The organism is Mycobacterium sp. E2238, from assembly GCF_001672665.1.
GTDB lineage: Bacteria > Actinomycetota > Actinomycetes > Mycobacteriales > Mycobacteriaceae > Mycobacterium.
In genome coordinates, this window is the sequence record NZ_LZKF01000148.1 from 19,676 (window position 1) to 43,864 (window position 24,189).

Below are 24,189 nucleotides of genomic sequence, written 5' to 3' on the forward strand. Positions count from 1 at the left end.
TGAGAACTACCCCGCATAACCGGACTACGGTCCAGTTATTCCCCGGCGCTGCCGTCGCGGCGAATAGTTGCGTAGTGCAATATTTGCTGCAGTAGATGGTCGCAGCGGCGTGCCCGATCCGGAGGCGGTCGACAAGCAAAGTGGGGCCGTCGGGGGAAGGATGCGTGGATGGGGCAAAAAGTGGCGGCCACGGGTACGGTTCGGCCGATCCGGCCCGTGTCCAGAGCCGTGGGCCAGTTCGCCGGTTGGCTGCGCGCGAACCGGCTCGGGCTGTTCTGTGTGGCGATCGTCGTCGGGCTCGGCGCCGGCCTCGGCGCGGTGGCGTTCCGCTACCTGATCTACGGCTTCACCTGGTTGGCGACCGGACACGACGAATTCGGCCAGGACGGTTGGGTGGGCAGCGACCATTTACCCTGGCTGGGAATTGGCTTCTTCGTGATCATCCCGGTCATCGGCGGACTGCTCTACGGGCCGCTGATCTCGCGGTTCGCCCGGGAGGCTCGCGGCCACGGCGTCCCGGAAGTCATGATCGCGGTGGCGGAGAACGGTGGCCGCATCCGTCCGCAGGTGACCGTCGTGAAGGCGCTGGCCTCCGCCCTGTGCATCGGTACGGGCGGATCGGTCGGCCGTGAGGGACCCATCGTGCAGATTGGCGCGGCGCTCGCCTCCGGTTTCGGCCAGTGGGTGCGGATGCCGGAAAACCGGCTGCGGGTCCTGGTGGCCTGTGGCGCGGCGGGCGGCATCTCGGCCACCTTCAACGCCCCGATCACCGGGGTGTTCTTCGCCGTCGAGCTGATCCTGCGCGAACTGTCCGTCGAGGCGATCTTCACGATCATGCTGTCGTCGATGGTCGCCGACGTGGTTGCCCGTGTGTTCTTCGGCTCGGCGCCCTTCCTCACCCAGTTGCCCGCAGGCATCGAGCTGAATCACATAGCCAACTACGTGCTGGTGGCGCTCCTCGCGGCGATCGCCGGACTGATCGGGATCCTCTTCAAGAATGTCCTGTACAAGACCGAAGACCTTTGCGACCGAGTGTGGGGTGGCCGCCCGGATTGGGCACGGCCGGCGGTCGGGGGGATCGTGCTCGGCCTGCTGCTGCTCGCGGTGCCGCAGCTCTACGGTGTCGGCTACCCGGTGATGTACGCCGCCTTCGCAGGCCACTACGCGCTGTGGCTCTTGGTGGTCCTCGCCGCCGGCAAGATGCTGGCCTGCAGCCTGACCATCGGGATCGGCGGCTCGGGCGGGGTGTTCGCTCCCTCGCTGTTCGTCGGGGCCACTTCCGGCATGGCCTTCGGCCTGTTCGTGCAGCACACCATCGGGACGGCCGTCGGGCACCCCGCCCTGTACGCCATCGTCGGCATGGGCGCCGTGTTCGCCTCCGCGGCGCGCGCCCCGCTCACCGCGCTGGCGAGCACGGTCGAAATGACCGGCGATTTCAGCCTTACCCTGCCGGTCATGTTGGCCGTGGCGGTCGGCACCACCGTGTCACGGGGGGTTTCCTACGGCACCATCTACACGACGAAGCTGCTGCGCCGGGGCATCGACATCGACCGCCCCACTCCCACCCATGCGTTCGCCGACCTCACCGCGGCCGACGCCATGCACCCGTTCGCCGTCCCACTGGACCTGACCCGGCCCGTCGGCAGCGCCGGTCCGGACTTGACGGCCTTGCTCGGCCCCGTCACGCGCATGCGCGAACCGCAGGCACTATTCGCCAACGACAGCCTCGCCCAAGCCCTGCGCCAGCTCGTCCTCTACGGGCGCGACGGATTGCCCGTCATCGACACCGAGGCCCGGTCTGTCCAGGGGTGGCTGACCAATCAAAATGTGCTGCGGGCGGTCGCGACCCACTTCACCGACGTCCAGCCGGACGTCGCCGCAACTAACCCGGCTGCGGATTGGGTCGAGCCGCGACCCGCCGAACACGACCCGCACAGTGAGCTTGACGGGTATTGCATCGTCGAATACACCCTGGCCGGCGACTCGACTGCCGTCGGCCGGATTCTCGGCGATCTCGACTGGCCGGACGGTCATTTCCCCGTCTCGGTGCTGCACAATCGGCGACTCATCGACGCCGACGCCACCTTAAAGCTGAGCGCCGGCGACCGCGTAAACGTTCTTGCACCCAAAAACGGTGCGCAGCAATCGGATTCGGAAGACCGTTAGGTGCTGCGCGCGCTGCTGGCGGCGTCCTGCTCGGTGGTCGAGCCCTCGTGGGTCAACTGACCACCCGCGCTCTCCAGGTGCGCTCGGACGAACCACTGGAACTTCTCCAGGTTCCCGGCCTGATCGATCAACAGATCCTGGGTGACCGGGTCGAGCTCCTCGGTCTCCTCGATGTACTTGCGGATGTCCTCGATGACGCCGGTGTAGACGAGATCCAGTGCGGCCAGATGCGCCTGGACGGTGTCGCGGCCGACGGAGTAGTCGTCCCAGGTGCGGTCTTTGATGATCGCCCCGGGCGTGCCCTGCGGTGACCCGCCCAGGGCCGCGATGCGCTCGGCGACATCGTCGGCGAAACCGCGGACCGCCTCGACCTGCGGGTCGATCATCTCATGCACGCCAATAAAGTTGGGCCCCACCACATTCCAGTGCACATGCTTGAGCGTCAGGTGAAGGTCGTTGTAGGTGCTCAGTTGCTTTTGCAGCAGTTCGGTCAGCCGCGCTCCCTGTTTGTCGGTGAGCCCCGGGATGGTGAACTGTGTCATCGATTGCCTCCGTTTCGCACACGTCACTTCCCGGGTTGGTTACCCGAAGGCGGTTGCTGAAAACCCGGGCCCGACGAGGCGATGACCACGTTTAGAGCTCGGCGATGTGCTGCACCGGTAGCCGGGCACCCCGCCGCGGTTCGTACGCCAGCCCGCTGGCCTCGAGCAACCGGACCACCCGGTGGCGGTGCGGCCGCATCGGCTCGAGCAGCTCGAGCATGCCCGCGTCGTCGACCGGGCGGCCCGCCAGCGTCCAGCCGATCATCTTCGGGATGTGATAGTCGCCGACCGAAAGTGCGTCCGCGTCACCGAACGCCCGTTGCGCGGTCTCGGCGGCGGTCCACTCGCCCACCCCCGGCAACGACATCATCGCCGCGCGCGCCTGCGCGGGCGGACGGGACGCCAACCGTTCCAGCGAGGCGGCCCGTCGCGCACACGTCACCACGGTCCGCGCACGCCCCGGGTCGACGTTGGCTCGATGGAATTCCCACGACGGGATGTGCCGCCACTCGTCGGCCGACGGCGGCACCCGCATCCGCGCCGGCGCGGGCCCCGGCGCCGGTGACCCGTACTTGGACACCAGCAGGCGCCACGACCGAAACGCATCGGCGCCGGGCACCCGCTGCTCGATGATCGCCGGGATGAGCGCCTCCAGCACGAGCCCCGTACGGCCGAGGCGCAGATGCGGTACCCGCCGGTGCGCGGCGGCGACGATCGGGTCCCGGGGGACGAAATCGGAAGCGTCGTCCTCGTGGCCGAGCAGCGCGGGCAGCCGTTCGACGAACTCCGGTGCGCCGCTGCCCCACGCCACGCAGTGCGCGGCGTTGGCGGCCACCCGGCTGATGCGCGCGGCGACGGGCCCGGTCGGCAACAGGCTGGTCCGCCAGATCGTGCCGTCACCGGAAGACTGGAAACACGGATCCCCCAGACCCCGGCGAAGCGGCGCCAACGTGTGCCCGAAGCTGACCGCCCCGGGGAACGTGACGGTGCGCGTGCTTTCCACCGACCAACTCTCCGATTGACCGTTAACGATGTGCCAAGTCAATATTGCGATGTGATGACGCCGTTCGATGACCCGCAGGGCGAACTGGCCTGGATGTTCCTCCAGAGTACGAGCGACGGGGGCGACCTCGACGAGGGCTTCTCACTGCTCAGCGACGACTTCAGCTACTGGTCGCTCGTCACCCGGGCCTCGTGCGACAAGGAAGGTTTCCGCCAAGTTGTCGAGCGACGCAAAAAGGATCTCGAGCTGACCATCGACCTGGTGCGCTGTGTGAACGAGGGGGAAACCGTGGTGGTCGAGGCGAACGCCAGCGGCACCACCACCGCCGGCGTCGAATATGACAGCCCGTTCGTCTGCATCTTCGACACCCGCGACGGCTTGATCGTCTCGATGCGGCTGTACAGCGACACCCGGGCCCACGAGGCCGCGCTGCCCGGGTGGATTTGCTAGGACGCCGACACGCTGATTTCGGCCTTGTTCGGGTAGAACGCGACATGCCCTGCGATGGCCGCGACCGCCGGATAGGGCTGCTCGTAGGTCCAGATCACGTCCTCCACGGTTTCGCCGGCCGAGGTGGTCACGCTGTAATAGCTGGCCTCGCCCTTGAAGGGGCAATACGTGCTGGTGTCCGTGCGGGTCAGCCGGTCTTGCACCACGTCGCTCATCGGAATGTATTGCACCGCAGGCAAAGTCGCTTCGCGCAGTTCCAGCGCGGCCGTCGTGTCGGCGACCACCTCGCCGTTGACGCGGACCTGGACCCGCCCCTTCGTCGGCTCGATGGTGATCGGGTGGCCGGCACTGGGTTCTTTGATTTCGGGATGGCTCATGGTTTCCTCCTAGACGCCGATAAGGGTTTTAACACGAGCCGGCGCCCGACACTTCCCGATCAGGGCGACCCGAATGCGTAGCGGTGATACTGGGACATATTGGCCATGGCCGGAATCAGCGACATGGCCCTGCCCATCACGTGGTATGCGCGCGGAAGCCGCTCGTAGGTGTCGGATTCAAACCATCGCACCCAGGCAAGCAGTCGCGTGCCGGGCACCGCCGTGAGTATCTCGTCCGGGCCATCGATGCCCCAGCTCAACTTCGATCCGGACCGGCGCACCACCGCGTTCATCCACTGAGACTTGATACCCACTCGGTTGAACACGTCGAATTGCAGCTCGCCGCGGTCAAAGCGATCAACGACCCGCCGCAGCAGCGCGATGCCGTCCTGTTCGCACAGGTACATGGTCAGGCCTTCGGCGATCATCAGCGCGGGCCGGCTATCGGGTATCTCCGCCAGCCAGGCGGGATCGGTTATCGGCGCCGCGACGACGTGGCAGTGCTCGGTGGCCGGATAGAGCCGCGCGCGCAGTTCGGCGACGTCGGGGTAGTCGATGTCGTACCACTCCACCCCCGGGCCCGGCTGGAGCCTGAAGTATCGGCCGTCCAGTCCGCAACCCATATGCAGGACAACGGCGCTCGGATGCGCGTCAAGGAATTGGCGAGCCCAGATGTCGAAGTGCGCGGTGCGGGTCGTCACCGAGGCTGAATTGCGTGCGGTGATCGCGGTCTTCGTCCAGTCGTACTCGATCCGCTCGGCGACCTCTTTGGCATAGCGGTCGCCCAGAATCGGGTTCGGCAGGTCTGCGTCCAGGGCCTTGGCGTAGAGCGTCGCCAGCATCGTTTGCGGCGGCCCCTCGAGATCGACGTGTATGCGGTCCACGGGCCCGGCGCCTATTCGGGCTGTGCGGCCGGGCTGGCCTTTCGCGGACTGCGCATGGCGGCCCAGAACCGGGCCGCCTCGCGGATCGACTCCTCGACCGGGCGCGGCTGCCAACCCAGTTCGCGTTTGGCCTTGCCGCTGTCCACGTTGGCCTCGGCGCGCATCATGCGCACCGACGCGAGGCTGAGTTCGGAGTCCTTGCCGGTGAGCCGGGCCTTCAGGCTGCCGAGCGCGGAGAGGGCGTAAAGCATCGGGACCGATATCGAGCGTTGCGGCGCCGGCACCCCGGCCTCGTCGGCCGCGATGCGGACGACGTCGTTCAACGCGATCATCCGCTCGGAGACCAGGTATCGCTCACCGATGCGGCCGCGCTCGGCGGCCAGGATCATGGCCCGGGCGGCATCGTCGACGCCGACGACTTCCAGCTGAATGCCGTTCATCAGGAAGGGCAGCTTGCCGAAGACGGCGCCGGCGATGAAGGCGCCGTGCGGCGTGCCGCCCCAGTCGCCACTGCCGTAGGTCGTGGACACGCACATCGCGATGGCGGGCAACCCCGCCTCGGCCACGTACCGCATGACCAGGTCTTCGGCCTGCACACGGGACTGCACGTAGGGGGTCTGTCCCCGCGGGCTGATCACGTCGTCTTCGGTCGCCACGTGCCCGTGTCGCCGGCCCACCGTCGCGTAGGTGCTCGTGAAGATGAACCTGCGCAGGTCGGGTTGGCTGACGGCGACATCGAGAACGTTGCGCAGGCCTTCGACGTTGGTGCGAAACAGCGGCGCGGGGTCCCGCAGCCACGCGCGGGTGTCGACGACGCAGTAGTAGACGTCGTCCACACCGTCCATCGCCTCGCGCAATGTGGCGTCATCGAAAACGTCGCCGTGGAAGCGGGTGAGCTCGAGGTCATCGATGGAGCGGGTGTTGGCATTCGGGCGCACCATCGCCCGGACCGGGACACCGCCGGCCACGAGTTGACGGGTGACGTGCGAACCCAGAAAGCCGTTGGCGCCGATGACGAGTTTGGGTTTGGTGCTCACTGAGGTCCTCCGTATTGCTGCATCCACCTCTCGGCGTCTTCGTCGAGCGTGCCCAGCGCCTTGGCCTTGTGACACCACTTCATCCCGGCCTTCAGGAAACGCAGCGGGTTGTAGATGTCTTCTTCACGGCTCCACTGGCCGTCACCGGCGTACGTGATGATCGTGATGTTGGTGGCGCTGATGACACTGCCGTCGCCCGGGTCGCGCATCGGGTTGTCCAGTTCGAGGATGACCCGCCCGGTGGGCTCGTCGATCACCGACCACAGCGTGGGGAACGCGATCATGTGGCTGCCAGGGAACGTCGTCATCGTCTGCTTGATCCACTCGCGCACCTCGTCGCGTCCGCGCATCGTGCCCGCCGCATGCTCGACGTACTCGACGTCGGGCGTGTACTGCTCGACCCAGGCGTCCCAGTCCCGCGTCTCGGCGGCCCGGGCCACCGTCTCCTCGAACTTCTCGAAGGCGGCGGCCAGTTCGCTGCGGGAGAACGAACGGGTAGTCACTTCGCGGCACCGTTGCAGCTCATCGGCGGAGTGTAGCCTGGGCGGCATCGTGGCCCGTGAGGAGGACGAGCAATGGCAACCGAAAAAGCGATCCTTGCCGGCGGCTGTTTCTGGGGGATGCAAGAACTGATCCGCAAGCAGCCGGGCGTGGTTTCGACGCGGGTCGGTTACACCGGCGGCGACGTCCCGAACGCGACCTATCGCAATCACGGCACGCACGCCGAGGCCATCGAGATCGTTTACGACCCGGCGGTCACCGACTATCGCACCATGCTGGAGTTCTTCTTCCAGATCCACGATCCGACAACGAAAGACCGCCAGGGCAACGATCGCGGGCCCAGTTACCGGTCGGCCATCTTCTACCTCGACGAGGACCAGAAGCGGATCGCGCTGGACACCATCGCCGACGTCGAGGCCTCCGGGTTGTGGCCGGGCAAGGTGGTGACCGAGGTCAGCCCCGCCGGGGATTTCTGGGAGGCCGAGCCCGAGCACCAGGACTACCTGCAGCACTACCCCAACGGGTACACCTGCCACTACATCCGCCCCGGATGGAAGCTGCCGCGGCGGGCCACCGCGGACCAGTAGGCCGCTCCGGCTCAGCGGCGGTGCACCACGACCCGGCCGCCGTCCTTCGGCGTGTAGGCGACGCCGCGGCCGTGCCACCGCTCCCCCGGGGCCGTCGTGGTCTCAAGGGTGAAGTGACGCAACACCGTTCGCAGTACGACATCCATCTCCATGTTGGCGAACGCCGCCCCCACGCAGCGACGGGTGCCGCCGCCGAACGGGATCCACGCGAAGGCCGACGGCTTGGTCCCGACGTAGCGTTGCGGGTCGAAGCGTTCTGGATTCGGGAACACGTCGGGATTTTCGTGAATCTGCGCGATGCTCACCAGGATTGACTCGCCGCGGGGAATGACCCACTCCCCGAGTTGATAGCGGGGCGGATAGACGCGCCGGGCCGCGAAATCGATGACGGTCCGCGCCCGCTGGACCTCCAGGATGGTCGCCTGTCGCAGCTCCTGGCCGCCATTGTCGGCCTCCTCGACCAGGGCGGCCAGCACCTCCGGATGCCGCGTCAGCCGTTCGAAAGCCCAGCCCAGCGTCGAGGCGGTCGTTTCGTGGCCGGCGGCCAGCAGCGTTAGCAGTTCGTCGCCGATGTCCTTGCGCGACATGGCGGAACCGTCGTCGTAGGTGCTGCGCAGCATCAGTGCGAGCACGTCGGAGCGCTCGTCGAAGTTGGGGTCGGCCCGCTCGATTGCGATCAGCCTGTCGATGATGGTGTCGTACTGGCGGCGCCACTCGTCGAGCCGCCCCCACGGGGTGAAGCGCCCGTAATTGCGTTGCGGTTTCGGCATCGTCGCCATCCGCGAGCCCAGCGTGACCCACGGCGGGATGAGCCTGCGCAGCTCGTCGAGTTCGGCACCCTCCGCCCCGAAGACGGCGCGCAGGATGGCGTTGAGCGTGATGCGCATCATCGACGGCAGCGTCGGAAAGGCCTCGCCCTCCGGCCAGCCGGCGGTCTCGCGCAAGGTCTCTTCCTCGATGATCGCCTCGTACTTCTTCATGCTCTTGCCGTGGAACGGCGGCGCCAGCAACCGCCGCCGCCGGCGGTGGCCCTCCCCGTCGAGCGCGAACACCGAGCCGGAGCCGAACAGCCGGCTCAGGTTGGGCTGGATGTTGCCGAGCTCGTCGGGGCTGGTGGTGAAGATCTGCTTGGACAGCTGCGGGTCGGCCACCACCACGACCGGGCCGTAGATGGGGAGATTCAGCGTGAAGACGTCGCCGTGCTTGCGGGCCATCCGCTGGATCATCCCGCGCCGCGACACCGCAAAACCCAACCCCTGCAACAGCTTTGGCAGCCGGGTCGCTGGGGGTAACCGGACGGGCATGGTTGCCGGTGGGGCGGTGACGGCTTCGCTCATGACGGACTACTCCCCATTTCTCCCCCGAGTCCGGGGTGGTACCGCGGTGTACCAGACCTTTCGGGGATACGGTACTCTGTGGTACCACAGCCTGACAAGGGTGCCGTACCTACCGAAAGGCGCCGCCCGTGACCTCAGCGACGACAGCAACGGCTGACGAAGCGGTCCTCGGTGACCCTTTCCGGCTCAGGCTGCTCGACGGCCTCGCCAGCTCGATCGCCGAGCGCGGCTACCGCGCCAGCACCGTCGCCGACGTCGTTCGTCACGCCCGGACGTCCAAGCGCACCTTCTACGACCAGTTCGCGAGCAAGGAGGAGTGCTTCCTCGAGCTGCTGGGGTCCGACAACGAAAAGCTCGGTGCGTGCATCGCGGCGGCGGTCGACCCCGAGGCCGATTGGCATCAGCAGATCCGTCAGGCCGTCGAGGCCTACGTCGGCTACATCGAATCCCGGCCGGCCATCACGCTGAGCTGGATCCGGGAGCTTCCGTCGCTCGGTGCCGCCGCGCGCCCGGTGCAGCGCCGCGGGCTGCAGCTGCTGTCCAGCCTGCTGATCGACCTCAGCGCCAGCCCCGGGTTCCAGCGGGCCGAGCTGCCCCCGCTGACCGCCCCGCTGGCGGTCATCCTGCTGGGCGGTTTGCGCGAACTCACCGCCCTCGCCGTCGAAGACGGAAAGCCGGTGCGGGAAATCGTCGAGCCGGCTGTCGACGCCTCCATAGCCCTGCTCGGCCCGCGACACTAGGCTCATCGCATACCCCTCAACCAGACGGAGGACCTCGCGATGCGGCTGTCGACCCGGAATCAGCTCAAAGGGACCATCACCGAAGTCGATCTCGGGAGCGTGATGGCGATCGTGAAGGTGAAGCTCGACGGCGGCGACCAGGTCGTCACCTCCTCCGTCACCAAGGACGCCGCGACCGACCTCGGTCTCAAGGTCGGGCAGCCCGCAACCGTGTTCATCAAGTCCACGGAAGTCACCATCGGCGTCGACTGACCCATGGCGACGACGATGCGCGCCGAGCGCTTCTATGCGGACACCAAAACGGTTGCGCTCGAAGATGTTCCAATACCGGAGCCCGGTCCAGGAGAGGTCCTGGTCAAGGTCGCCTTCTGCGGCATCTGCCATTCCGACCTGAGCCTCATCAACGGCACCTTCCCGGCGCAGCGACCCGTGGTGACCCAGGGCCACGAAGCGTCGGGCACCATCGCGAAGCTGGGCCCGGAGGTGACCGGCTGGGCCGAGGGTGACCGTGTCGTGGTTGCCGCAGGCCGGCCCTGCCAGAAATGCGCGAACTGCCGGCGCGGTGATGTGGTGAATTGCCTGCGGATCCAGTTGATGGCTTTCGCTTACGACGGGGCGTGGGCCGACTACACCCTGGCGCAGGCGGCTGGCCTGACCCGGGTACCGGACAACGTGCCGCTGGAGCAGGCGGCGATCCTGGCCGACGCGGTGTCCACGCCGTTCGGTGCGGTCGTGCGGACCGGGAAGGTGGCGGTCGGCGAGTCGGTCGGCGTGTGGGGCGTCGGCGGCCTCGGCACCCACATCGTCCAGCTGGCGCGGCTGGTCGGTGCCGTGCCGATCATCGCCGTCGACGTCAACCCCGCGGTTCTGGAGCGCGCCCTGGCCGTGGGCGCGGACTACGCGTTCGACTCCCGCGACGACGGGCTACAGGACAAGATCGCGGGGATAACCGGCGGCCGGCTGCTGGATGTGGCCTTCGACGCCGTCGGGCTGAAGGCGACGTTCGAGCAGGGGCTTGACTGCCTCACCCCGGGCGGCCGGCTGGTGGGCGTCGGGATGAGCGCCGAGGCGCCGACCGTCGGGCCCACCTCCCTGTTCGGATTGACCCGCAAGCAGGTGCTCGGCCACCTGGGCTACCAGAACGTCGACATCGAGACCCTGGCGAAGCTGGTTTCGGCTGGGCGCCTTGACCTTTCACGGTCGATCAGCGAGATCGTCGCCCTGGAGGACGTGGCGCACGGCATCGAGATGCTCGAACGCCAGCAGGGCAACCCGATCCGCATCCTCGTCCAGCCCTGAGGCGCCGGCGCTTACCCTTCGCCGCGCAGGAAGGACCGCAGCCGGTCCAGCACCAGCTCCGGGCGCTGGTCGATGATCCAATGGCCGACGCCGTCGACCAGCTCCACCTCGAAATCGCTGATGTGGTCGGCATATCCGTCGGTCAGGTCGGGCGTGATCACCGGATCTTGGGTGCCGGTCAGCCAGCGCACCGGCACGTCGACGCGGGCGTCGGCGTACTCGCCGCGCATCCAGCTCAGCATCTCCCCGGTCTGGAAGCTGCGATACCAACGGGAACCCGCCTCCGCGTGGCCGGGCTGGCGCATGCACTCGGCGTAGAGACGGAGGTCCTCCTCGGGCAGCGTGTAGCCGCCACCCACCCATGCCCCGAGCAGGCGGCTGGCCCTCGAATTGGCGTTGCTGATCAGCCGCGGCCCGATGACCGGCAACGAAATCGGGATCTGATACCAGAGCCGCCAGATATTCCTAACCGCGCGCAAGTCGCGCTTCACCCACGGCGCAACGGTGTTCACGCCGAAGAAGCCGGTCACCTTCTCCGGGTGGCGCAGCATCATGATGAACGCGACCGGCCCGCCCCAGTCGTGCGCGACGAGCTTGACCGCCTTGACATTCAGGCGGTCCAGGACGGCCGCCAGATCGTCGGCCATCTCGGCCTTGGTGTAACTCGACCGGGGCGCCGAGCTCCAGCCGGCGCCGCGCAGGTCGGGGCACAGCACGCGATAGCCGTCGGCGGCCAGCGGCCCGATCAGGTTGTGCCATTCCCACCAGTTCTGGGGGAACCCGTGCACCAGCATCACCGCCGGGCCGTCGGCCGGGCCGGCGTCCGCCACGTGGATCGTCACACCGCTTCCCAGATCCACATACCTGTGTTCGACACCGTCCAGCGCGGGCATTGTGACCATGAAGTGAGAACGTAGCGGGCCGCCGCGGGTTAGGCCAGGAACCGCTCGACGTACGGCGCGAAGCGGCCGCGCAGGTCGGCCTCGTCCAGGCCGAACATCTCGCAGGACGTCGCGACGTTCCCGAGCCGGCCGCGGCGGTGACCGGCCAGGTACTCGTCGATCGCCATTCGGACTTCGTCGGTGAACGGCTCGCCGGCCAGGGCGTACACCCGCTCGGCGACACCGGTTTCGTCGGCCATGAAGTCGTCGAACCGGATGTCGATCGAGCGGTCTGGACCGATGGTTTCCCGGTCGCGGACCAGGGCGGTGAGCATGTCCTCGAGGCGGTCGATCCACGACGCCGCGATCCGCTCCACGGGCACCGGCGACCGGTGCATGCGCGCGGAGTAGGTGATCATCGCGATCATCGACAGCGCCACCGGCACCGGGTCGCGGTGCGTGAAAACCACGATGCCGCCCGGGAATACGCGATCGAGCACCGGCACCTGCTCGAGATGCTGGGGCGACTTGAGCAGCCAGCGCCGCCCGCCCCGCAAGAACTGCATGGTCTTGAGTTGCCGGGCGAGGTACGCGTAGTGCGGCGTCTGGTCGTGGGCCTGGTAGTACTCGCGCCAGCGCGGCACGTCGGCCAGCGTCTCGAAGAGCATGGTCGACAGATCGTTGGCGAGCAGTTGGATCTCTTCATGGACGTGCTCGGTGGTCATCTCGTGCATCAGCGGGAAGTGCGGCATCACGGTGTTGATGAGCCCGACCGCGACGTCCATCCGCGCCCGGCGGGGATCCGGCTCGACCCCGGCCTCGGCCGGCAACGGAAACGGTTCGACGCTTTCCCAGTACGGCATGGTGCGAAAGGTGGGCGGCGTCGCCAGCAGGTTGTGCAGATGGGTGGTGCCGGTGCGGGGCAGGCCGGCGATCACCACCGGCGGTTGCAGCTCGATCTCGTCGATCTCGGGATGCCGGCGCAGCAGGTCGGTCAACAGCAGCCGGTTCTTGAGCAACTGCAGCAGCTGCCCGTAGAAGTTCACCACGCCGGCCGGGTGGAGCCCGTCGATGTCGCGCAGCGCGGCCAGGTAGACGTCGAGCCGTTCGCGGTAGTCGCCCGGGCCGAAGTCGTCCAGGCCGGTGTCCGCGGCGGCCCTCGCATGCAACGCGTCGGCATCCAGGGGGCAGTCCGGCGCCAGCGTGGCCATCATGTCGAGCAGTTGTTGTGCCTCGGCGCTGAAACGGGGCGCGGCGAGGTCATCGAGGCGAACGGCGTCGGTCACGGCGACTTATGTTACTCTCAGTTTCGTAATGGTAGTGGATTTTGGCCGGCCCCGCGACCCGCGCATCGACGGCGCGGTGTTGACCGCGACGGTCGAGCTGCTCGCCGAGACCGGTTATGCGGGGCTCTTGGTCTCCGCGATCGCCGATCGCGCCGGGACCAGCAAGCCGGCGATCTACCGGCGCTGGCCCAGCAAGGCGCACTTGGTCCATGAGGCGGTGTTTCCCATCGGTGTCGCGACCGAGCTGCCCGATACCGGCTCACTGCCCGAAGACCTACGCGAAATGGTCCGTCGCTCAGCGGCTTTCCTGACGACGCCAGCCGCCAGGGCGGCCCTGCCGGGCCTGGTGGGCGAGATGGCCGCCGACCCGACCCTGCACTCGGCGCTGCTGGACCGATTCGCCGGCGTCATCGGCGGCGGCCTGACCGAGTTGCTGGAGCGGGCCGCGGGCCGCGGCGAGGTCCGGCCCGACGTGACCGCCACCGAACTCACCGACGCCATCGCCGGCATCACCCTGATGGGCTTGCTCACCCGCGTCGGCGAACTCGGAGACGCCTGGGTCGATCGCACAACCACGTTGCTCCTGAAGGGAATCCGCGCATGACGCACGAAACGACGGCCGCCTGGCAGGAGTTGCTCGGCACGCTTGGCACCCTGGACCGCCCCTTTCTGGAGGGCGACCGGGCCGTGACCGACGACCGCCACATCGCCGACGGCTACCGCATGCTCGCCAGCACGCTCGGCGTGGCGTTCGACGCCTACCTGTTCCCCGAGCCCGGCCGGCCCCAGTTCGTCGCGGTGAACACACCGTTCCGGCGCGACCGCCGCTGGGGTGGCGACAACACCGACGCCTACTACTTCATGTGCCCGGTCGACCCGCAGCGCCGATACCGTATCAGTGGCAATCGCGGTGACAGCGTGTACTTTTCGGTGACCGCCTACAACGAGCCGGCACCGGGCGCGTGGTCCGACCGGGTGGTCGCGATCGTCCGTGACAGCGATCTCGACGTGGGCGCCGACGGCAACTTCGCCTTCGAACTCGGCCCTACCCCCGACGCCGCGGTGCTGATGACCCGCGACTACCAGGCCGATCCGCTGACCGGGCGTCCCGTCACCTGGCGCATCGAGGCGCTCGACGATCCGGAGCCGATCCGCCACGGCGACGCCGAGACCGCCGCGAGCCTGCGGGCGGTCGCGACCTGGTTGCGCACCATGTTCGCCATCGTGCCGCTGGCCGTAGGGACGCGTGTCGACGACGAGCACGCGCTCGGGCACGAAACCGCCCATGCCGCAAACGAATTCGCCGATCCCTATCAGGTGCCCGACGCAAACTTCGGTTGGTCAGCGCGCGACGCGTGCTATTCCTACGGCAGCTTCGTGCTCGACGCCGACGAGGCGCTGGTGATAACCCACCGGCCGCCGGCGTGCCGATTCTGGAACATGGTGGTCTGGAACCAGTTCATGGCCACCTTCGGCGCCTCCGAGGGCCCGGATGCCCGCTGCTCGGTCAACGGCCACAGCGCCGCCCTCAACAGCGACGGCTCCGTGACGATCGTCTTGTCCCGCGATCGAACCGGCCACCCGAATTCGCTGACCACGCTGGGCTATCCGCGCGGCAACCTTGCCTTCCGGTGGTTCCTGGCGGACAGCGTGCCGGAGCGGCCGGAGGTGAAGCTCGTCAGGGCATCCGAGGCCCCGACAGACGTGTCCTAGACCTCGGCAACCAACTCGACGGCCCGGCCGAGCGTGCGAAGCTTCGCGTCCAGCGTGTCGCCGGCCGGGTACAGCCGCACGGTGTTCACACCGGCGTCGCGCCACACCGCGAGCCGCGCGCGGACCATCTCCTCAGTGCCGATCAGCGTGGTGGCCAAAACCATGTCGTCGGTCACCAATGCGGCCGCGCCCGCGCGGTCGCCCCGCTGCCAGCGCTCGCGCACCTCGGCGGCGATGCCGGCCCAGCCTTGCCGGCTGTAGGCCTGGTTGTAGTAGTTGGTGCTCGACGATCCCATCCCGCCCAGGCTGAACGCGAGCTCCTTTTTGCGGCCGGCCACCATCGCGCGCAGTTCGTCTTCGTCCGAGGCGAAGGCGACCTCGGCGCCCTGGCAGATGTCGACGTCGGCCCGTGTGCGGCCGGCCGCGGCCAGACCCTCGTCAAGATGCGAGAAGTAGGCGGCGCCGGCGCCCTCCGGGACGAAGCTGGTCCCCAGCCACCCGTCGGCGACCCGGCCCGTCAACCGCAGCATGGCCGGTGACAGCGCGGCCAGGTAGATCGGAATGGGATGCTCGGGCCGGGTCGACAACCGCATCGGCACCCCTTCGCCGCCGGGGAGCGGAATCTGAAAGTGCTTGCCCGAGTACGAGAGTTTCTCTCCGGTGAACACCTGCCGGACGATGTCGACGGTCTCGGAGATGCGGGCCAGGGGCCGGCTGAACGAGACGCCGTGCAAGCCTTCGATCACCTGCGGGCCGGACGCGCCCAGCCCGAGCAGGAAACGCCCGCCCGACAAGTTCGATAGCGTGATGGCGGTTTGAGCGACCATGACGGGCGAGCGAACGCCGACCTGCAGGATGCCTGACCCGAGCAGAATTCGTTCGGTCCGCGCCGCGAGGTAGCCCAGGGCCGAGGGTGCGTCGGAGCCCCAGGCCTCGGCCACCCAGCACACATCGAGGCCCAGCTTCTCCGCCTCGACGACGAAGGCCACGGTTTCACGGCCGGCGCTCGACAACTCGACCGTGGTGGCGGTGCGCATCAGCGCACCCCGTGCTCGGCCAGTCTCTTGATGGCCGCGAGCGTCTTGCCGATCGCGCCTTCGAACTCGCGCATCCGCACGAACACGATCTTCTGTTCCTTGTCGGGCATCGATTCGATCGCCACCGACAGCCCCGAACGTCCCGGACCCATCTGCATCCAGTAGCTCAGCGCCGTGCCGCCATCGCGGGACTTCAGCCGAAACCGCCACATCGCCGCGGGGTTGTCGGGTTCCCCGACGGCCCAGGCGAATTCGCGCGGCTCGTCACACGCGACGATTTGCGAGGTGGTGGTCCATCGCCCGAACGCGTCGTGCTCGTTGTGTCCGATGAAGCGGGCGCCCACCCGCGGGCCGTCGGCACCCTCGGCCCACTCCACCGCCTGCAGCTCGTTGCTGAGCGTCGGCATGAGCTTGATATCGGAGACCAGGCTCCACACCCGGGATGGGTCGGCGTCGATCCACGTCGATGCCTCCACCGTCGGTTTGTCCGCATAGCGCGCGCCGGTCCATTCCACGCAGCCCATTGTGCCCCCGCACGTGAATGCCCGGGTCACGTGCGGGGGCTATGGGCGGCCGTCAGGCAGCAGCGGGCACCGGATCGGCCGACCGGTCGGCGGTGGCCTTCCGCAGCACCGAGTCCGGGACGCTGAGCCGGACGATCTTGCGGACGACGGTGCCGAACTGCCGCAGCAGCGGGCCGCGGTTGTACGGGATGCCGTAGCGCTCGCAGATCGCCTGCACCTCGGGCGCGATCTCGGCGTAGCGCCGCGCCGGCATGTCCGGGAACAGGTGGTGCTCGATCTGGTGGGACAGGTTGCCGGACAGCAGGTGAAAGAGCTTGCCGCCGGTCAGGTTTGCCGAACCGAGGACCTGGCGGAAGTACCACTGGCCGCGCGACTCGTCCTTGGTCTCCTCAACGGTGAATTCCTGCGTGCCGTCCGGGAAGTGGCCGCAGAAGATGATCATGTACGACCAGACGTTGCGCATCAGGTTGGCCGAGAGGTTGCCCGCGAAGACGAACGGCGCGAAGGGACCGGCCAGCAGCGGGAAGGCCACGTAGTCCTTGAGGGTTTGCCGGCTCGTCTTCTTCCAGATCGCGCGCAGCACGTCGCGCTTGTCGGCGAGCGCGATTTCGCCGGAGCGGATTCGCTCGGTTTCCAGTTCGTGCAATGCGACGCCGTACTGAAACAACACCATCAGCAAGAAGGCGTAGAGGGGGTTGCCGAGGAAGTACGGCTGCCAGCGCTGGTCTTCGCTCATCCGCAGGATGCCGTAGCCGATGTCGCGGTCCATCCCCACGATGTTGGTGTGGGTGTGGTGCATGTAGTTGTGCGAATGCCGCCACTGATCGGCCGGGCACGCGGTGTCCCACTCGAAGGAGCGGCCGGAGATGTTCGGGTCACGCATCCAGTCGTATTGGCCGTGCATGATGTTGTGGCCGATCTCCATGTTGTCCAGGATTTTCGACAACCCGAGCATGGTGGTCCCCAGCAGCCAGGCGGGCGGCAGGAACAGCAGCGCGCGGCCGCCGACTTCCAGCGCGCGCTGGGCTTTGATGACGCGGCGGATGTAGTCGGCGTCCTCCGCGCCCAGGCTGGCCATCACGCGTTCCCTGATGGCATCCAGTTCGCGGCCGAATGCGTCGGCCTGTTCGGGGGTTAGGTGGATCTTGTTCTGTGTCATGGCTTTTCCTTTCCGAAGGTTAAAGCGAGAGCTCCACGTCGCCGACCGGGACGGACACGCAGATCTGCACGTCCTCGTCGGGGCCGGTCGAGACCGCGCCGGTGATCAGGTTGCGCACCGTGCCGGCGGTCTTTCGCCGCGTGCAGGTGTGGCAGATGCCCATCCGGCAGCCGTTTTCGGGTGACAGGCCGGCCGATTCCGCCTGTTCCAGCAGGGGACGTCCGTCGTCAACGACATCGACCCCGCTGTCGGAGAAGGTAACCCGCCCGCCCGCGGGGTTGGCGGGCGCATCGAAGGACGGTGGCACGAAGCTCTCGGTGTGGACGTTGTCGCAGTGGGTTTGGACGGCATCGACCAAAGGCGTTGGCCCGCAGACGAACACCGCGTCGGGTGACGGCATCGCGGCGGCCAGATGCGCGGCGCCGAACCGGCCGGCGAGATCGCCGCCGTCGGCTCGGGTGTAGCCGTGCAGCACCCGGACGCCGGTCAGCGTCGCGAGCTCATCGCGGTAGCACGCCTCGCGCTCGTTCCGGGCGTAATGGATGAAGGCAATCTCACCGCGGTGCCCCTCGGCGATCAGGGTGCGCACCATGGCCATGACCGGTGTGATGCCGCTTCCACCCGAAACGAAGAGGACCCGCCGGGGCCGCTCCACCGGCAACACGAAGTCGCCGCCGACGCCGGCCAAACCGAACACCATGCCGGGGCGGGCGTGTTCGTACAGGTAGTTCGAAACCAGCCCGCCGTCGTGCTGCCCGATCGTCAGCTCGAGATGGGCACTCCCCTCGGCGTTGGCCGGGGAGTAGCAGCGGGTGTGCCGGCGCCCGTCGATCTCGACGCTGAGGTTGACGTACTGGCCGGCTTTGACGGTATGGGCGGACGTGAAGCTGTCATTCGGAGCCAGGGTGAGGGTGACGCTGCGCGCGGTGGTGCGGCGCGTGTCGATCACCTTGGCGCGGGCCTCCCCCAGCGTCCAGGTCGGCGCCACCAGCTCGGTGTACCGGTCGACGCCGTGCGGGCCGGTGAGCAGATCGAGAAGGTCTGAACCCAAGACTCGCTTCCGAAAAGTCCGAGCGAGGGCTCGACCCGAAGTCTGAGCGGTTTGAGTGAACATATGTACACTGTGGGACCATACCCCCCGGTCAGTCAAGGGTTTCCGCAGGTCTGTGGTAGGGTTCACATAGTGAACAGCCGTACTCCTAGCTCACGGGTGCGCGGTTCTGGTCGCGAGCGCACGCGCGAAAGTCGGTCGCGTGAGGAGCGCAAGGAGGCGACCCGTCGCGCAATCATCGCCGCGGCACTCAAGCTGCTGCAGGACCGCAGCTTTTCCAGTCTCAGCCTGCGCGAGGTGACCCGCGAGGTCGGTATCGTGCCGGCCGCGTTCTATCGCCACTTCGAGTCGATGGAGGCGCTCGGGCTGGTCTTGATCGACGAGTCATTCCGCAGCTTGCGCGACACCCTGCGCGACGCGCGTGCCGGCAAGCTCGACCCGAACCGGGTGATCGAATCATCCGTCGAGATCCTGGTCGCCAGTGTTGCGCAGCGGCGGGAACACTGGCGATTCATTGCCCGTGAACGCAACAGCGGTCTCGCTGTGCTGCGTTATGCGATCCGCACCGAGATCCGGTTGATCACGTCCGAACTGGCCACCGACCTGGCGCGCTTCCCGCGGCTGCACGAGTGGACCACTGAGGATCTCAACGTGCTCGCGACCCTGTTCGTCAACGCGATGATCGTCATCGCGGAGGCGATCGAGGATGCGCAGAGCGCCGAAACGCTGGAAGACATTCGGCGGCTCGCCGTCAAGCAGCTACGGATGATCGCCATCGGCATCGCCGGCTGGAAGAGCAAGCCTTAGCGGCGCCGCACTCGGAGTGAACAGTCGAACACTGGCTACCTCACTCCGTGATCTGAGTGAAGTCCGGCGCTCCGTTCTCGTCGACGACCTCGTACAGGGACTGACCGTCTTCGGGCGCTCCGTCGATCTGGCCCCGGTGGGCGCGTCCGGGACGACCGTCGGCGAGCGCATCCCCACCTTCCGCGGGGAAGTCGGGCGAGATGTCCGGCTCCTCTTCCGCCAGCCGGGCGTCCAGCGATTCGCCCTCGCGCTCCTCCCGCGCGGTCATGCCGAACCGGTTCGCTTCGCTCCAGTCCTCGGGCGGGTCGACGACGATGTCGCCGTCGTCATTGTGCAACTCGTCGGAGTCGGTGCCTTCGCTCGCGTTCAACGTGTCACCGGGGCCGCCTTCCTCGGGGAAGTCCGAGGGGTCCACCAGCTCGTCGGCTTGGGGGTTTTCGCTCATGCGGGAACGGTTGCCCGCCGGGTCGGGGGGTTAAACCCCGCTCCTAGCGCGGCGACCGCCACATCGCCCACATGGTTGGCCCGCCGTCGTGGACGACGATCTCGCGGGTCACCGTGAAGCCGAAACGTTCGTAGTACGGCACGTTTTCGGGCTTACTCGACTCGAGGTAGGCCGGACAGTATTCGGCGTCGCAGCGATCCAGCCGCGACCGCATCAACGCCTGCCCGAACCCCCGCCCGCGCACCGACGGGTCGCTCCCGATCACGGCGAGATACCAGTGCGGCTCTTCGGGATGCATGCGCTTCATGAGCTCCTGCAGGCCGCGTGCCCTCGCCGTGCGCAGGCCGAACACCCGCAGAAACGTCGGAATCATCGCCAGTTCGCCCCGACGGGTCTCGCGCCATTGGTTCGGCGGATCCCACAGCGCGGCCGCGCCGATGTCCGGTCCGTCGCAGGCCACCTCGACGCCGCCGCAGCCCAGATGGTGGTGGCGGGTCATCGTCGCGAACAACCGGTGCAGGTTGGCGGCCCGGTCCTTCGGGTCGGGCAGCAGCCACGTTGTTACCGGGTCGTCGTAGAAGGCCCGGCCCAGGGTGAGTGAAAGGTCGCGGACGTCGGCCTTCCGCGCCGGCCGTGGCTGGGGAGTCATCCGAGTCAGGCTAGCGGGTGAACCACATTCGGGTGTCATCACCGAAGCGGCGGGTACGTTAGGGCGGTGACCGGCGTTTCGCGTCGCGCATTCGGGCGGATGGCCGCCGGGGCGGGCATGCTCGGCACGGCCGGGCTGCCGGCCGGCTGTGGGCGGCCGGAACATGACCACGGCGCCCCCGCCGCCCCGCCGCCGCCCGCGGTCAAACGGGTGGGCGTGGTGCTCTCGCACGAGCAGTTCCGCACCGACCAGCTGGTGGCGCAAGCGCAGGCGGCCGAACAGGCCGGGTTTCAGTATGTCTGGGCCAGCGACCACATCCAGCCGTGGCAGGACAACGAGGGCCATTCGATGTTCCCCTGGCTGACGCTCGCGCTGGTGGGCAACGCCACCAGCCGCATCGGGTTCGGCACCGGAGTCACCTGCCCCACCTACCGTTATCACCCGGCCGTGGTGGCACAGGCCTTCGCCTCGCTGGCCATCCTCAGCCCCGGCCGGGTGTTCCTGGGGGTCGGCACCGGGGAACGGCTCAACGAACAGGCGACCACCAACACGTTCGGCAAATACGCCGAGCGCCACGACCGGCTGGTCGAGGCGATCAAGATGATCCGCGAATTGTGGAGCGGATCGCGAACGTCGTTCGCGGGCCGCTACTTTCAGACCAACTCGTTGAAGATCTACGACACACCGGCCACACCGCCACCGATCTTCGTGGCGGCCAGCGGACCCAAAAGCGCGACCATGGCGGGTCAATACGGTGACGGTTGGATCGGTCAAGCGCGCGATGTCACGAATCCCGCGCTGGTGGCCGCATTCGGCGCCGGCGCGGAGGCCGCCGGCCGCGACCCGGGCAGCCTGGGCAAGCGCGCGGAGCTGTTCGCTGTCGTCGGCGATAACACCGAGGCGACGACGGCCGCCGGCCTGTGGCGCTTCACCGCCGGCGCCGTCGACCAGCCGAATCCGGTCGAAATCCAGCGCGCCGCCGCGGTCAATCCCATCGACAAGGTGCTCGCCAATTGGACCGTCGGCACCGACCCGGCCGCCCACATCAACGCCGTGCAAACGGTCCTCGACGCCGGCGCCGTGCCGTTTCTGCATTTCCCCCAGAGCAATCCGCTGACGGCGATCGACTTCTACCGCACCAACGTCTTGCCCAAGTTGCACTAGACGGAACCGGGCTCGACGACCTACCCCGGGCGAGACCGGTTGAAACGACGCTCTTTTGCCACAACCGCACTGGCGCCAGCGCCGCGGGCGGCCGTTTCAACGCCACGGGCCAGGGTATCCGCAGGCCACTTCGAGTGACAAGCCCAACTGGAAGGCAACGCATGGATGCAATCACTTTTCTTCGCCAGGACCACAAAAGTGTCCTCGGTCTGTTCGAGACGCTCGACGGAGCGCCGTCGGGCTCGGGCGCCCAAGCGAGCGGCCTGGAAACCGTGGTGAACAACCTCATCATCGCCGAGTCGCAACACGAAGCCATTGAGGAGCAATTCTTTTGGCCGGCGGTGCGCGAGGCCATCGGTGATGGAATCGTCGACAAGGCGATCGAGCAGGAGCAGGCCGGTAAGCAACTCTTGCAGCGGCTCGAGGACGGCAAGCCCGGCGAGCCGGACTATCACGAGGCGTTGCAGGAGTTCGTCAAAGCCGGCCGCGAGCACATCGCCTACGAGCAGGACGTGGTGTGGCCGCAGGTCGAGCTGGCGATCAGCCGACAAGAGTTGGAGAAGATCGGCGAAAAGCTGGAGCAGGCAAAGAAGATCGCTCCTACCCGCCCCCATCCGGGCACCCCGCCCAACCCGGCGGTGCTCAAGACGGTGGGGATGGGGGCGGCGGTCGTCGACCACGTGCGCGACGCGTTGACCGGCCGCGCGGAGGACAACCCGCCGGACCCGCAGGTCAAGTAGAAACTCGAAGGCCGGGCGTTGGATCCTCAACGCCCGGCCTTCTTGTCTCCAACTAGCTTGTGGGACTGTGTTGTTCGTGCGTGAAGGGTTTCTCTGCCGTGATGGCGGGCGAACCCTGCGGGTTCTGTTGCGCGCCCTGGTTCTGCCGAGTGGTGCCGCCGAGCCACTGCTGTTCGGGCTTCTCGACGTAGTCCCACTCCATACCCTTGGGCCACGGCCCCTGGCCCTCGTTCCACGGGCCGCGGATCGATTCGCCGCCACCGTTGGACATGTTGAACGCGACGTTCTGGAAGCGCGGGTCGCCCGGCAACTGCCCCGGCGGGAAGTTAACCGGTAGCTCGTTGAGCGCCGCGGTGAACTGCTGGTAGTGCGTCACCTCGCGCGTCATCAAAAAGCTGAGGGTGTCCTGCACACCGGGATCGTCCGTGTACTGCTTGAGGTACTCGTACACGATCTTCGCGCGCGATTCGGCGGCCAAGTTGCTGCGCAGATCCACCGTGGGATCGCCGTTGGCGTTGACGTAGGAGCCCATCCAGGGCACGCCCTGGGAGTTGCTCACATCCGGGCTGCCCCCGTTCAGCGCGAGATAAAGCGGGTTGACCGCGACTTGATGAATGATCTGGTCGCGACCGTCGCCGCTGGCCACCGCCGGCATCCAGTCACACGTCTCGTTGGCGATCTTCAGGTTGTCGTTGAGACCGTCCAGCAACATAGTGATCATCGACCCGACCATTTCCAGGTGACTGAGCTCTTCGGTGGCGATGTCCATGAAAAGGTCGTACAGCTTCGGGTTCTTGCCGCGCAGGACGAACGCCTGGGTGAAGTACTGCATGGCAGCCTTGAGTTCACCGTTGGCGCCGCCAAACTGCTCCTGCAGCAACGTCGCGAACCGCGGGTCCGGCTTGTCGACTCTGACCTCAAATTGAAGATCTTTGTTGTGAACGAACACTGGGGTCTCCCTAGGCTTGTCGAGAAGGTTATGGTCTCGCCGGATACCCGCGGTCTGGGTCACCAAACTGGGGCGACAGCAACCGCGCAGGCGCCTGCAAGGGGTCTGCCGGAAGGCGCCCGCGTGAGGCGGCGGGAGGCACATCGTGGACAATCCCGGTTATGGACCTATCGGACCCGAGTTCCCGGCATGAGCTGGCGATGCGGATGGCCGAGCTGGCCCGCGACACCGCCGCCCCGCGCTCGCTCGACCAGGTTCTCACCGACGTGACCACCGCCGCGGTGGAGCTGATACCGGCGGCGGACGTCGCGGGAGTGCTGCTGATCAAGGGGGGCGAGGACTTCGAGTCGGTCGCGGACACCCACAGCCTGGCCGCGGAGCTCGACAAGCTGCAGCACGACTTCAATGAGGGCCCCTGTCACGACGCCGCCCTGAAGCAGACGATCGTGCGGACCGATGACCTCCGCAACGAACCCCGCTGGCCGAGTTACGCGCCGGCTGCCGTGGAACGCGGCGTGCTGAGCAGCCTGTCGTTCAAGCTGTATACCGCCGAGCGCACGGCGGGGGCGCTGAACCTGTTCAGCTACCGGGCCGACGTGTGGGACACCGAGGCCGAAACCATCGGCACCGTCTTCGCCGCACACGCGGCGTCGGCGATCATGGCGAGCCGCCACGGGCAGCAGATGCAATCGGCCCTGTCTACGCGCGACCGCATCGGCCAGGCCAAGGGCATCATCATGGAGCGTTATGGCGTGGACGAGCTGCGCGCATTCGACCTGCTGCGCCGCCTGTCTCAAGAAAGTCAGGTCAAGCTCATCGACATCGCGCAGCGCGTCATCGATACCCGCAACGCGGACTGAT

The 24,189-nt window shown here is 67.4% G+C and carries 28 protein-coding genes; 12 read left to right on the forward strand and 16 right to left on the reverse strand.

The genetic code is table 11. The annotated features are described in order from the left end of the window. Positions 1-168: 168 nt before the first annotated feature. On the forward strand, positions 169-2,166 hold the full coding sequence (locus A5711_RS12390; protein WP_067946826.1) for a chloride channel protein: 1,998 nt from the start codon (positions 169-171) through the stop codon (positions 2,164-2,166). Here A5711_RS12390 and dps read toward each other — a convergent pair. Both dps and A5711_RS12400 read right to left on the reverse strand, forming a co-directional pair. Continuing rightward, positions 2,163-2,735 (reverse strand): DNA starvation/stationary phase protection protein Dps, encoded by a 573-nt coding sequence (gene dps / locus A5711_RS12395; RefSeq protein WP_255395171.1) that lies wholly within the window; start codon positions 2,733-2,735, stop codon positions 2,163-2,165. The two genes, A5711_RS12390 and dps, sit on opposite strands and share 4 nt — an antisense overlap. A 64-nt stretch (positions 2,736-2,799) precedes the next feature. Then, positions 2,800-3,711: a DNA-3-methyladenine glycosylase gene (locus A5711_RS12400; protein WP_067946830.1), complete on the reverse strand. Its 912-nt coding sequence runs from the start codon at positions 3,709-3,711 to the stop codon at positions 2,800-2,802. A gap of 51 nt (positions 3,712-3,762) precedes the next feature. On the opposite strand from A5711_RS12400, the gene A5711_RS12405 reads away from it, so the two are divergent. Continuing rightward, positions 3,763-4,161 (forward strand): nuclear transport factor 2 family protein, encoded by a 399-nt coding sequence (locus A5711_RS12405; RefSeq protein ID WP_067946832.1) that lies wholly within the window; start codon positions 3,763-3,765, stop codon positions 4,159-4,161. Here A5711_RS12405 and A5711_RS12410 read toward each other — a convergent pair. Genes A5711_RS12410 through A5711_RS12425 form a run of 4 tightly spaced genes read right to left on the reverse strand, consistent with a single transcriptional unit; the run spans position 4,158 to position 6,962 of the window. Then, a complete protein-coding gene (locus A5711_RS12410) occupies positions 4,158-4,538 on the reverse strand; it encodes a DUF427 domain-containing protein (RefSeq protein ID WP_067946834.1) in 381 nt (126 codons plus the stop codon). The two genes, A5711_RS12405 and A5711_RS12410, sit on opposite strands and share 4 nt — an antisense overlap. Positions 4,539-4,597: 59 nt before the next feature. Next, entirely contained in the window at positions 4,598-5,413 is an 816-nt protein-coding gene (locus tag A5711_RS12415) for a class I SAM-dependent methyltransferase (RefSeq protein WP_067946958.1), read from the reverse strand. A 20-nt stretch (positions 5,414-5,433) separates the two neighbouring features. Then, a complete protein-coding gene (locus A5711_RS12420) occupies positions 5,434-6,459 on the reverse strand; it encodes an NAD-dependent epimerase/dehydratase family protein (RefSeq protein ID WP_067946837.1) in 1,026 nt (341 codons plus the stop codon). Continuing rightward, complete coding sequence (locus tag A5711_RS12425) at positions 6,456-6,962, reverse strand: nuclear transport factor 2 family protein (RefSeq protein WP_067946960.1); 507 nt, start codon at positions 6,960-6,962, stop codon at positions 6,456-6,458. Before A5711_RS12425 ends, A5711_RS12420 begins: the two co-directional genes overlap by 4 nt. Positions 6,963-7,034: 72 nt before the next feature. Between A5711_RS12425 and msrA the strand changes: the two genes are divergently transcribed. Then, positions 7,035-7,547: a peptide-methionine (S)-S-oxide reductase MsrA gene (gene msrA, locus A5711_RS12430; RefSeq protein ID WP_067946839.1), complete on the forward strand. Its 513-nt coding sequence runs from the start codon at positions 7,035-7,037 to the stop codon at positions 7,545-7,547. A gap of 11 nt (positions 7,548-7,558) precedes the next feature. On the opposite strand, the gene A5711_RS12435 is transcribed toward msrA, so the two are convergent. After that, positions 7,559-8,884 (reverse strand): cytochrome P450, encoded by a 1,326-nt coding sequence (locus tag A5711_RS12435; protein WP_067946841.1) that lies wholly within the window; start codon positions 8,882-8,884, stop codon positions 7,559-7,561. A 128-nt stretch (positions 8,885-9,012) separates the two neighbouring features. On the opposite strand from A5711_RS12435, the gene A5711_RS12440 reads away from it, so the two are divergent. From A5711_RS12440 to A5711_RS12450, 3 genes are read left to right on the forward strand one after another with little or no spacing between them, the layout of a single operon-like run. Then, a complete protein-coding gene (locus A5711_RS12440) occupies positions 9,013-9,624 on the forward strand; it encodes a TetR/AcrR family transcriptional regulator (RefSeq protein ID WP_067946843.1) in 612 nt (203 codons plus the stop codon). Between the two features lie 39 nt (positions 9,625-9,663). Then, the gene (locus A5711_RS12445) at positions 9,664-9,876 is read left to right on the forward strand and encodes a molybdopterin-binding protein (protein WP_007167199.1); all 213 of its coding nucleotides are present in this window, start codon (positions 9,664-9,666) and stop codon (positions 9,874-9,876) included. A gap of 3 nt (positions 9,877-9,879) precedes the next feature. After that, positions 9,880-10,923, forward strand: coding sequence for a zinc-binding dehydrogenase (locus tag A5711_RS12450; RefSeq protein ID WP_067946845.1), 1,044 nt, complete (start codon positions 9,880-9,882; stop codon positions 10,921-10,923). An 11-nt stretch (positions 10,924-10,934) separates the two neighbouring features. Here A5711_RS12450 and A5711_RS12455 read toward each other — a convergent pair whose 3' ends face one another. Further along, the gene (locus A5711_RS12455; protein ID WP_067946848.1) at positions 10,935-11,825 is read right to left on the reverse strand and encodes an alpha/beta fold hydrolase; all 891 of its coding nucleotides are present in this window, start codon (positions 11,823-11,825) and stop codon (positions 10,935-10,937) included. Between the two features lie 29 nt (positions 11,826-11,854). Continuing rightward, complete coding sequence (locus tag A5711_RS12460; protein WP_067946850.1) at positions 11,855-13,090, reverse strand: sulfotransferase; 1,236 nt, start codon at positions 13,088-13,090, stop codon at positions 11,855-11,857. 28 nt (positions 13,091-13,118) lie between these two features. Between A5711_RS12460 and A5711_RS12465 the strand changes: the two genes are divergently transcribed. Together A5711_RS12465 and A5711_RS12470 are read left to right on the forward strand one after the other, a co-directional pair. Continuing rightward, complete coding sequence (locus tag A5711_RS12465; RefSeq protein WP_067946851.1) at positions 13,119-13,694, forward strand: TetR/AcrR family transcriptional regulator; 576 nt, start codon at positions 13,119-13,121, stop codon at positions 13,692-13,694. Then, positions 13,691-14,803, forward strand: coding sequence for a DUF1214 domain-containing protein (locus A5711_RS12470; RefSeq protein ID WP_067946853.1), 1,113 nt, complete (start codon positions 13,691-13,693; stop codon positions 14,801-14,803). Before A5711_RS12465 ends, A5711_RS12470 begins: the two co-directional genes overlap by 4 nt. Here A5711_RS12470 and A5711_RS12475 read toward each other — a convergent pair. The 4 genes from A5711_RS12475 to A5711_RS12490 are packed head-to-tail and all read right to left on the reverse strand — an operon-like array spanning position 14,800 to position 18,637. Continuing rightward, positions 14,800-15,840: an LLM class flavin-dependent oxidoreductase gene (locus A5711_RS12475; protein ID WP_067946856.1), complete on the reverse strand. Its 1,041-nt coding sequence runs from the start codon at positions 15,838-15,840 to the stop codon at positions 14,800-14,802. The two genes, A5711_RS12470 and A5711_RS12475, sit on opposite strands and share 4 nt — an antisense overlap. Beyond that, entirely contained in the window at positions 15,840-16,364 is a 525-nt protein-coding gene (locus A5711_RS12480; RefSeq protein WP_197500958.1) for an SRPBCC family protein, read from the reverse strand. The genes A5711_RS12475 and A5711_RS12480 overlap by 1 nt, the downstream gene beginning before the upstream one ends. Positions 16,365-16,416: 52 nt before the next feature. Next, complete coding sequence (locus A5711_RS12485; RefSeq protein WP_067946857.1) at positions 16,417-17,523, reverse strand: acyl-CoA desaturase; 1,107 nt, start codon at positions 17,521-17,523, stop codon at positions 16,417-16,419. Between the two features lie 19 nt (positions 17,524-17,542). Then, positions 17,543-18,637 (reverse strand): ferredoxin reductase, encoded by a 1,095-nt coding sequence (locus A5711_RS12490; RefSeq protein WP_067946859.1) that lies wholly within the window; start codon positions 18,635-18,637, stop codon positions 17,543-17,545. A 96-nt stretch (positions 18,638-18,733) separates the two neighbouring features. On the opposite strand from A5711_RS12490, the gene A5711_RS12495 reads away from it, so the two are divergent. Beyond that, positions 18,734-19,381: a TetR family transcriptional regulator gene (locus A5711_RS12495; RefSeq protein WP_197500959.1), complete on the forward strand. Its 648-nt coding sequence runs from the start codon at positions 18,734-18,736 to the stop codon at positions 19,379-19,381. Between the two features lie 40 nt (positions 19,382-19,421). Here A5711_RS12495 and A5711_RS12500 read toward each other — a convergent pair whose 3' ends face one another. Next, positions 19,422-19,826, reverse strand: a complete 405-nt coding sequence (locus A5711_RS12500; protein WP_067946863.1) for a hypothetical protein — start codon at positions 19,824-19,826, stop codon at positions 19,422-19,424. A gap of 43 nt (positions 19,827-19,869) precedes the next feature. After that, positions 19,870-20,475, reverse strand: a complete 606-nt coding sequence (locus A5711_RS12505) for a GNAT family N-acetyltransferase (RefSeq protein ID WP_067946865.1) — start codon at positions 20,473-20,475, stop codon at positions 19,870-19,872. Positions 20,476-20,541: 66 nt separating this feature from the next. On the opposite strand from A5711_RS12505, the gene A5711_RS12510 reads away from it, so the two are divergent. Both A5711_RS12510 and A5711_RS12515 read left to right on the forward strand, forming a co-directional pair. Continuing rightward, positions 20,542-21,639 (forward strand): F420-dependent hydroxymycolic acid dehydrogenase, encoded by a 1,098-nt coding sequence (locus A5711_RS12510; RefSeq protein ID WP_067946866.1) that lies wholly within the window; start codon positions 20,542-20,544, stop codon positions 21,637-21,639. Positions 21,640-21,800: 161 nt separating this feature from the next. Next, complete coding sequence (locus tag A5711_RS12515; RefSeq protein WP_067946868.1) at positions 21,801-22,379, forward strand: hemerythrin domain-containing protein; 579 nt, start codon at positions 21,801-21,803, stop codon at positions 22,377-22,379. A gap of 52 nt (positions 22,380-22,431) precedes the next feature. On the opposite strand, the gene A5711_RS12520 is transcribed toward A5711_RS12515, so the two are convergent. Next, the gene (locus A5711_RS12520; protein WP_067946870.1) at positions 22,432-23,328 is read right to left on the reverse strand and encodes a manganese catalase family protein; all 897 of its coding nucleotides are present in this window, start codon (positions 23,326-23,328) and stop codon (positions 22,432-22,434) included. 161 nt (positions 23,329-23,489) lie between these two features. Between A5711_RS12520 and A5711_RS12525 the strand changes: the two genes are divergently transcribed. Then, entirely contained in the window at positions 23,490-24,188 is a 699-nt protein-coding gene (locus tag A5711_RS12525) for a GAF and ANTAR domain-containing protein (RefSeq protein ID WP_067946872.1), read from the forward strand. Position 24,189: the final 1 nt, after the last annotated feature.

Excerpts from the sequence above, each read along its gene's own strand:
- A5711_RS12470 (WP_067946853.1), top strand. The coding sequence starts at position 13,691 with ATGACGCACGAAACGACGGCCGCCTGGCAGGAGTTGCTCGGCACGCTT.
- A5711_RS12435 (WP_067946841.1), bottom strand. The coding sequence starts at position 8,884 with ATGAGCGAAGCCGTCACCGCCCCACCGGCAACCATGCCCGTCCGGTTA.
- A5711_RS12465 (WP_067946851.1), top strand. The coding sequence starts at position 13,119 with ATGGTAGTGGATTTTGGCCGGCCCCGCGACCCGCGCATCGACGGCGCG.
- A5711_RS12515 (WP_067946868.1), top strand. The coding sequence starts at position 21,801 with ATGGATGCAATCACTTTTCTTCGCCAGGACCACAAAAGTGTCCTCGGT.
- A5711_RS12475 (WP_067946856.1), bottom strand. The coding sequence starts at position 15,840 with ATGCGCACCGCCACCACGGTCGAGTTGTCGAGCGCCGGCCGTGAAACC.
- A5711_RS12455 (WP_067946848.1), bottom strand. The coding sequence starts at position 11,825 with ATGGTCACAATGCCCGCGCTGGACGGTGTCGAACACAGGTATGTGGAT.
- A5711_RS12410 (WP_067946834.1), bottom strand. The coding sequence starts at position 4,538 with ATGAGCCATCCCGAAATCAAAGAACCCAGTGCCGGCCACCCGATCACC.
- A5711_RS12505 (WP_067946865.1), bottom strand. The coding sequence starts at position 20,475 with ATGACTCCCCAGCCACGGCCGGCGCGGAAGGCCGACGTCCGCGACCTT.
- msrA (WP_067946839.1), top strand. The coding sequence starts at position 7,035 with ATGGCAACCGAAAAAGCGATCCTTGCCGGCGGCTGTTTCTGGGGGATG.
- A5711_RS12450 (WP_067946845.1), top strand. The coding sequence starts at position 9,880 with ATGGCGACGACGATGCGCGCCGAGCGCTTCTATGCGGACACCAAAACG.
- A5711_RS12445 (WP_007167199.1), top strand. The coding sequence starts at position 9,664 with ATGCGGCTGTCGACCCGGAATCAGCTCAAAGGGACCATCACCGAAGTC.
- A5711_RS12480 (WP_197500958.1), bottom strand. The coding sequence starts at position 16,364 with ATGGGCTGCGTGGAATGGACCGGCGCGCGCTATGCGGACAAACCGACG.
- A5711_RS12500 (WP_067946863.1), bottom strand. The coding sequence starts at position 19,826 with ATGAGCGAAAACCCCCAAGCCGACGAGCTGGTGGACCCCTCGGACTTC.
- A5711_RS12490 (WP_067946859.1), bottom strand. The coding sequence starts at position 18,637 with ATGTTCACTCAAACCGCTCAGACTTCGGGTCGAGCCCTCGCTCGGACT.
- A5711_RS12485 (WP_067946857.1), bottom strand. The coding sequence starts at position 17,523 with ATGACACAGAACAAGATCCACCTAACCCCCGAACAGGCCGACGCATTC.
- A5711_RS12390 (WP_067946826.1), top strand. The coding sequence starts at position 169 with ATGGGGCAAAAAGTGGCGGCCACGGGTACGGTTCGGCCGATCCGGCCC.
- A5711_RS12525 (WP_067946872.1), top strand. The coding sequence starts at position 23,490 with ATGGACCTATCGGACCCGAGTTCCCGGCATGAGCTGGCGATGCGGATG.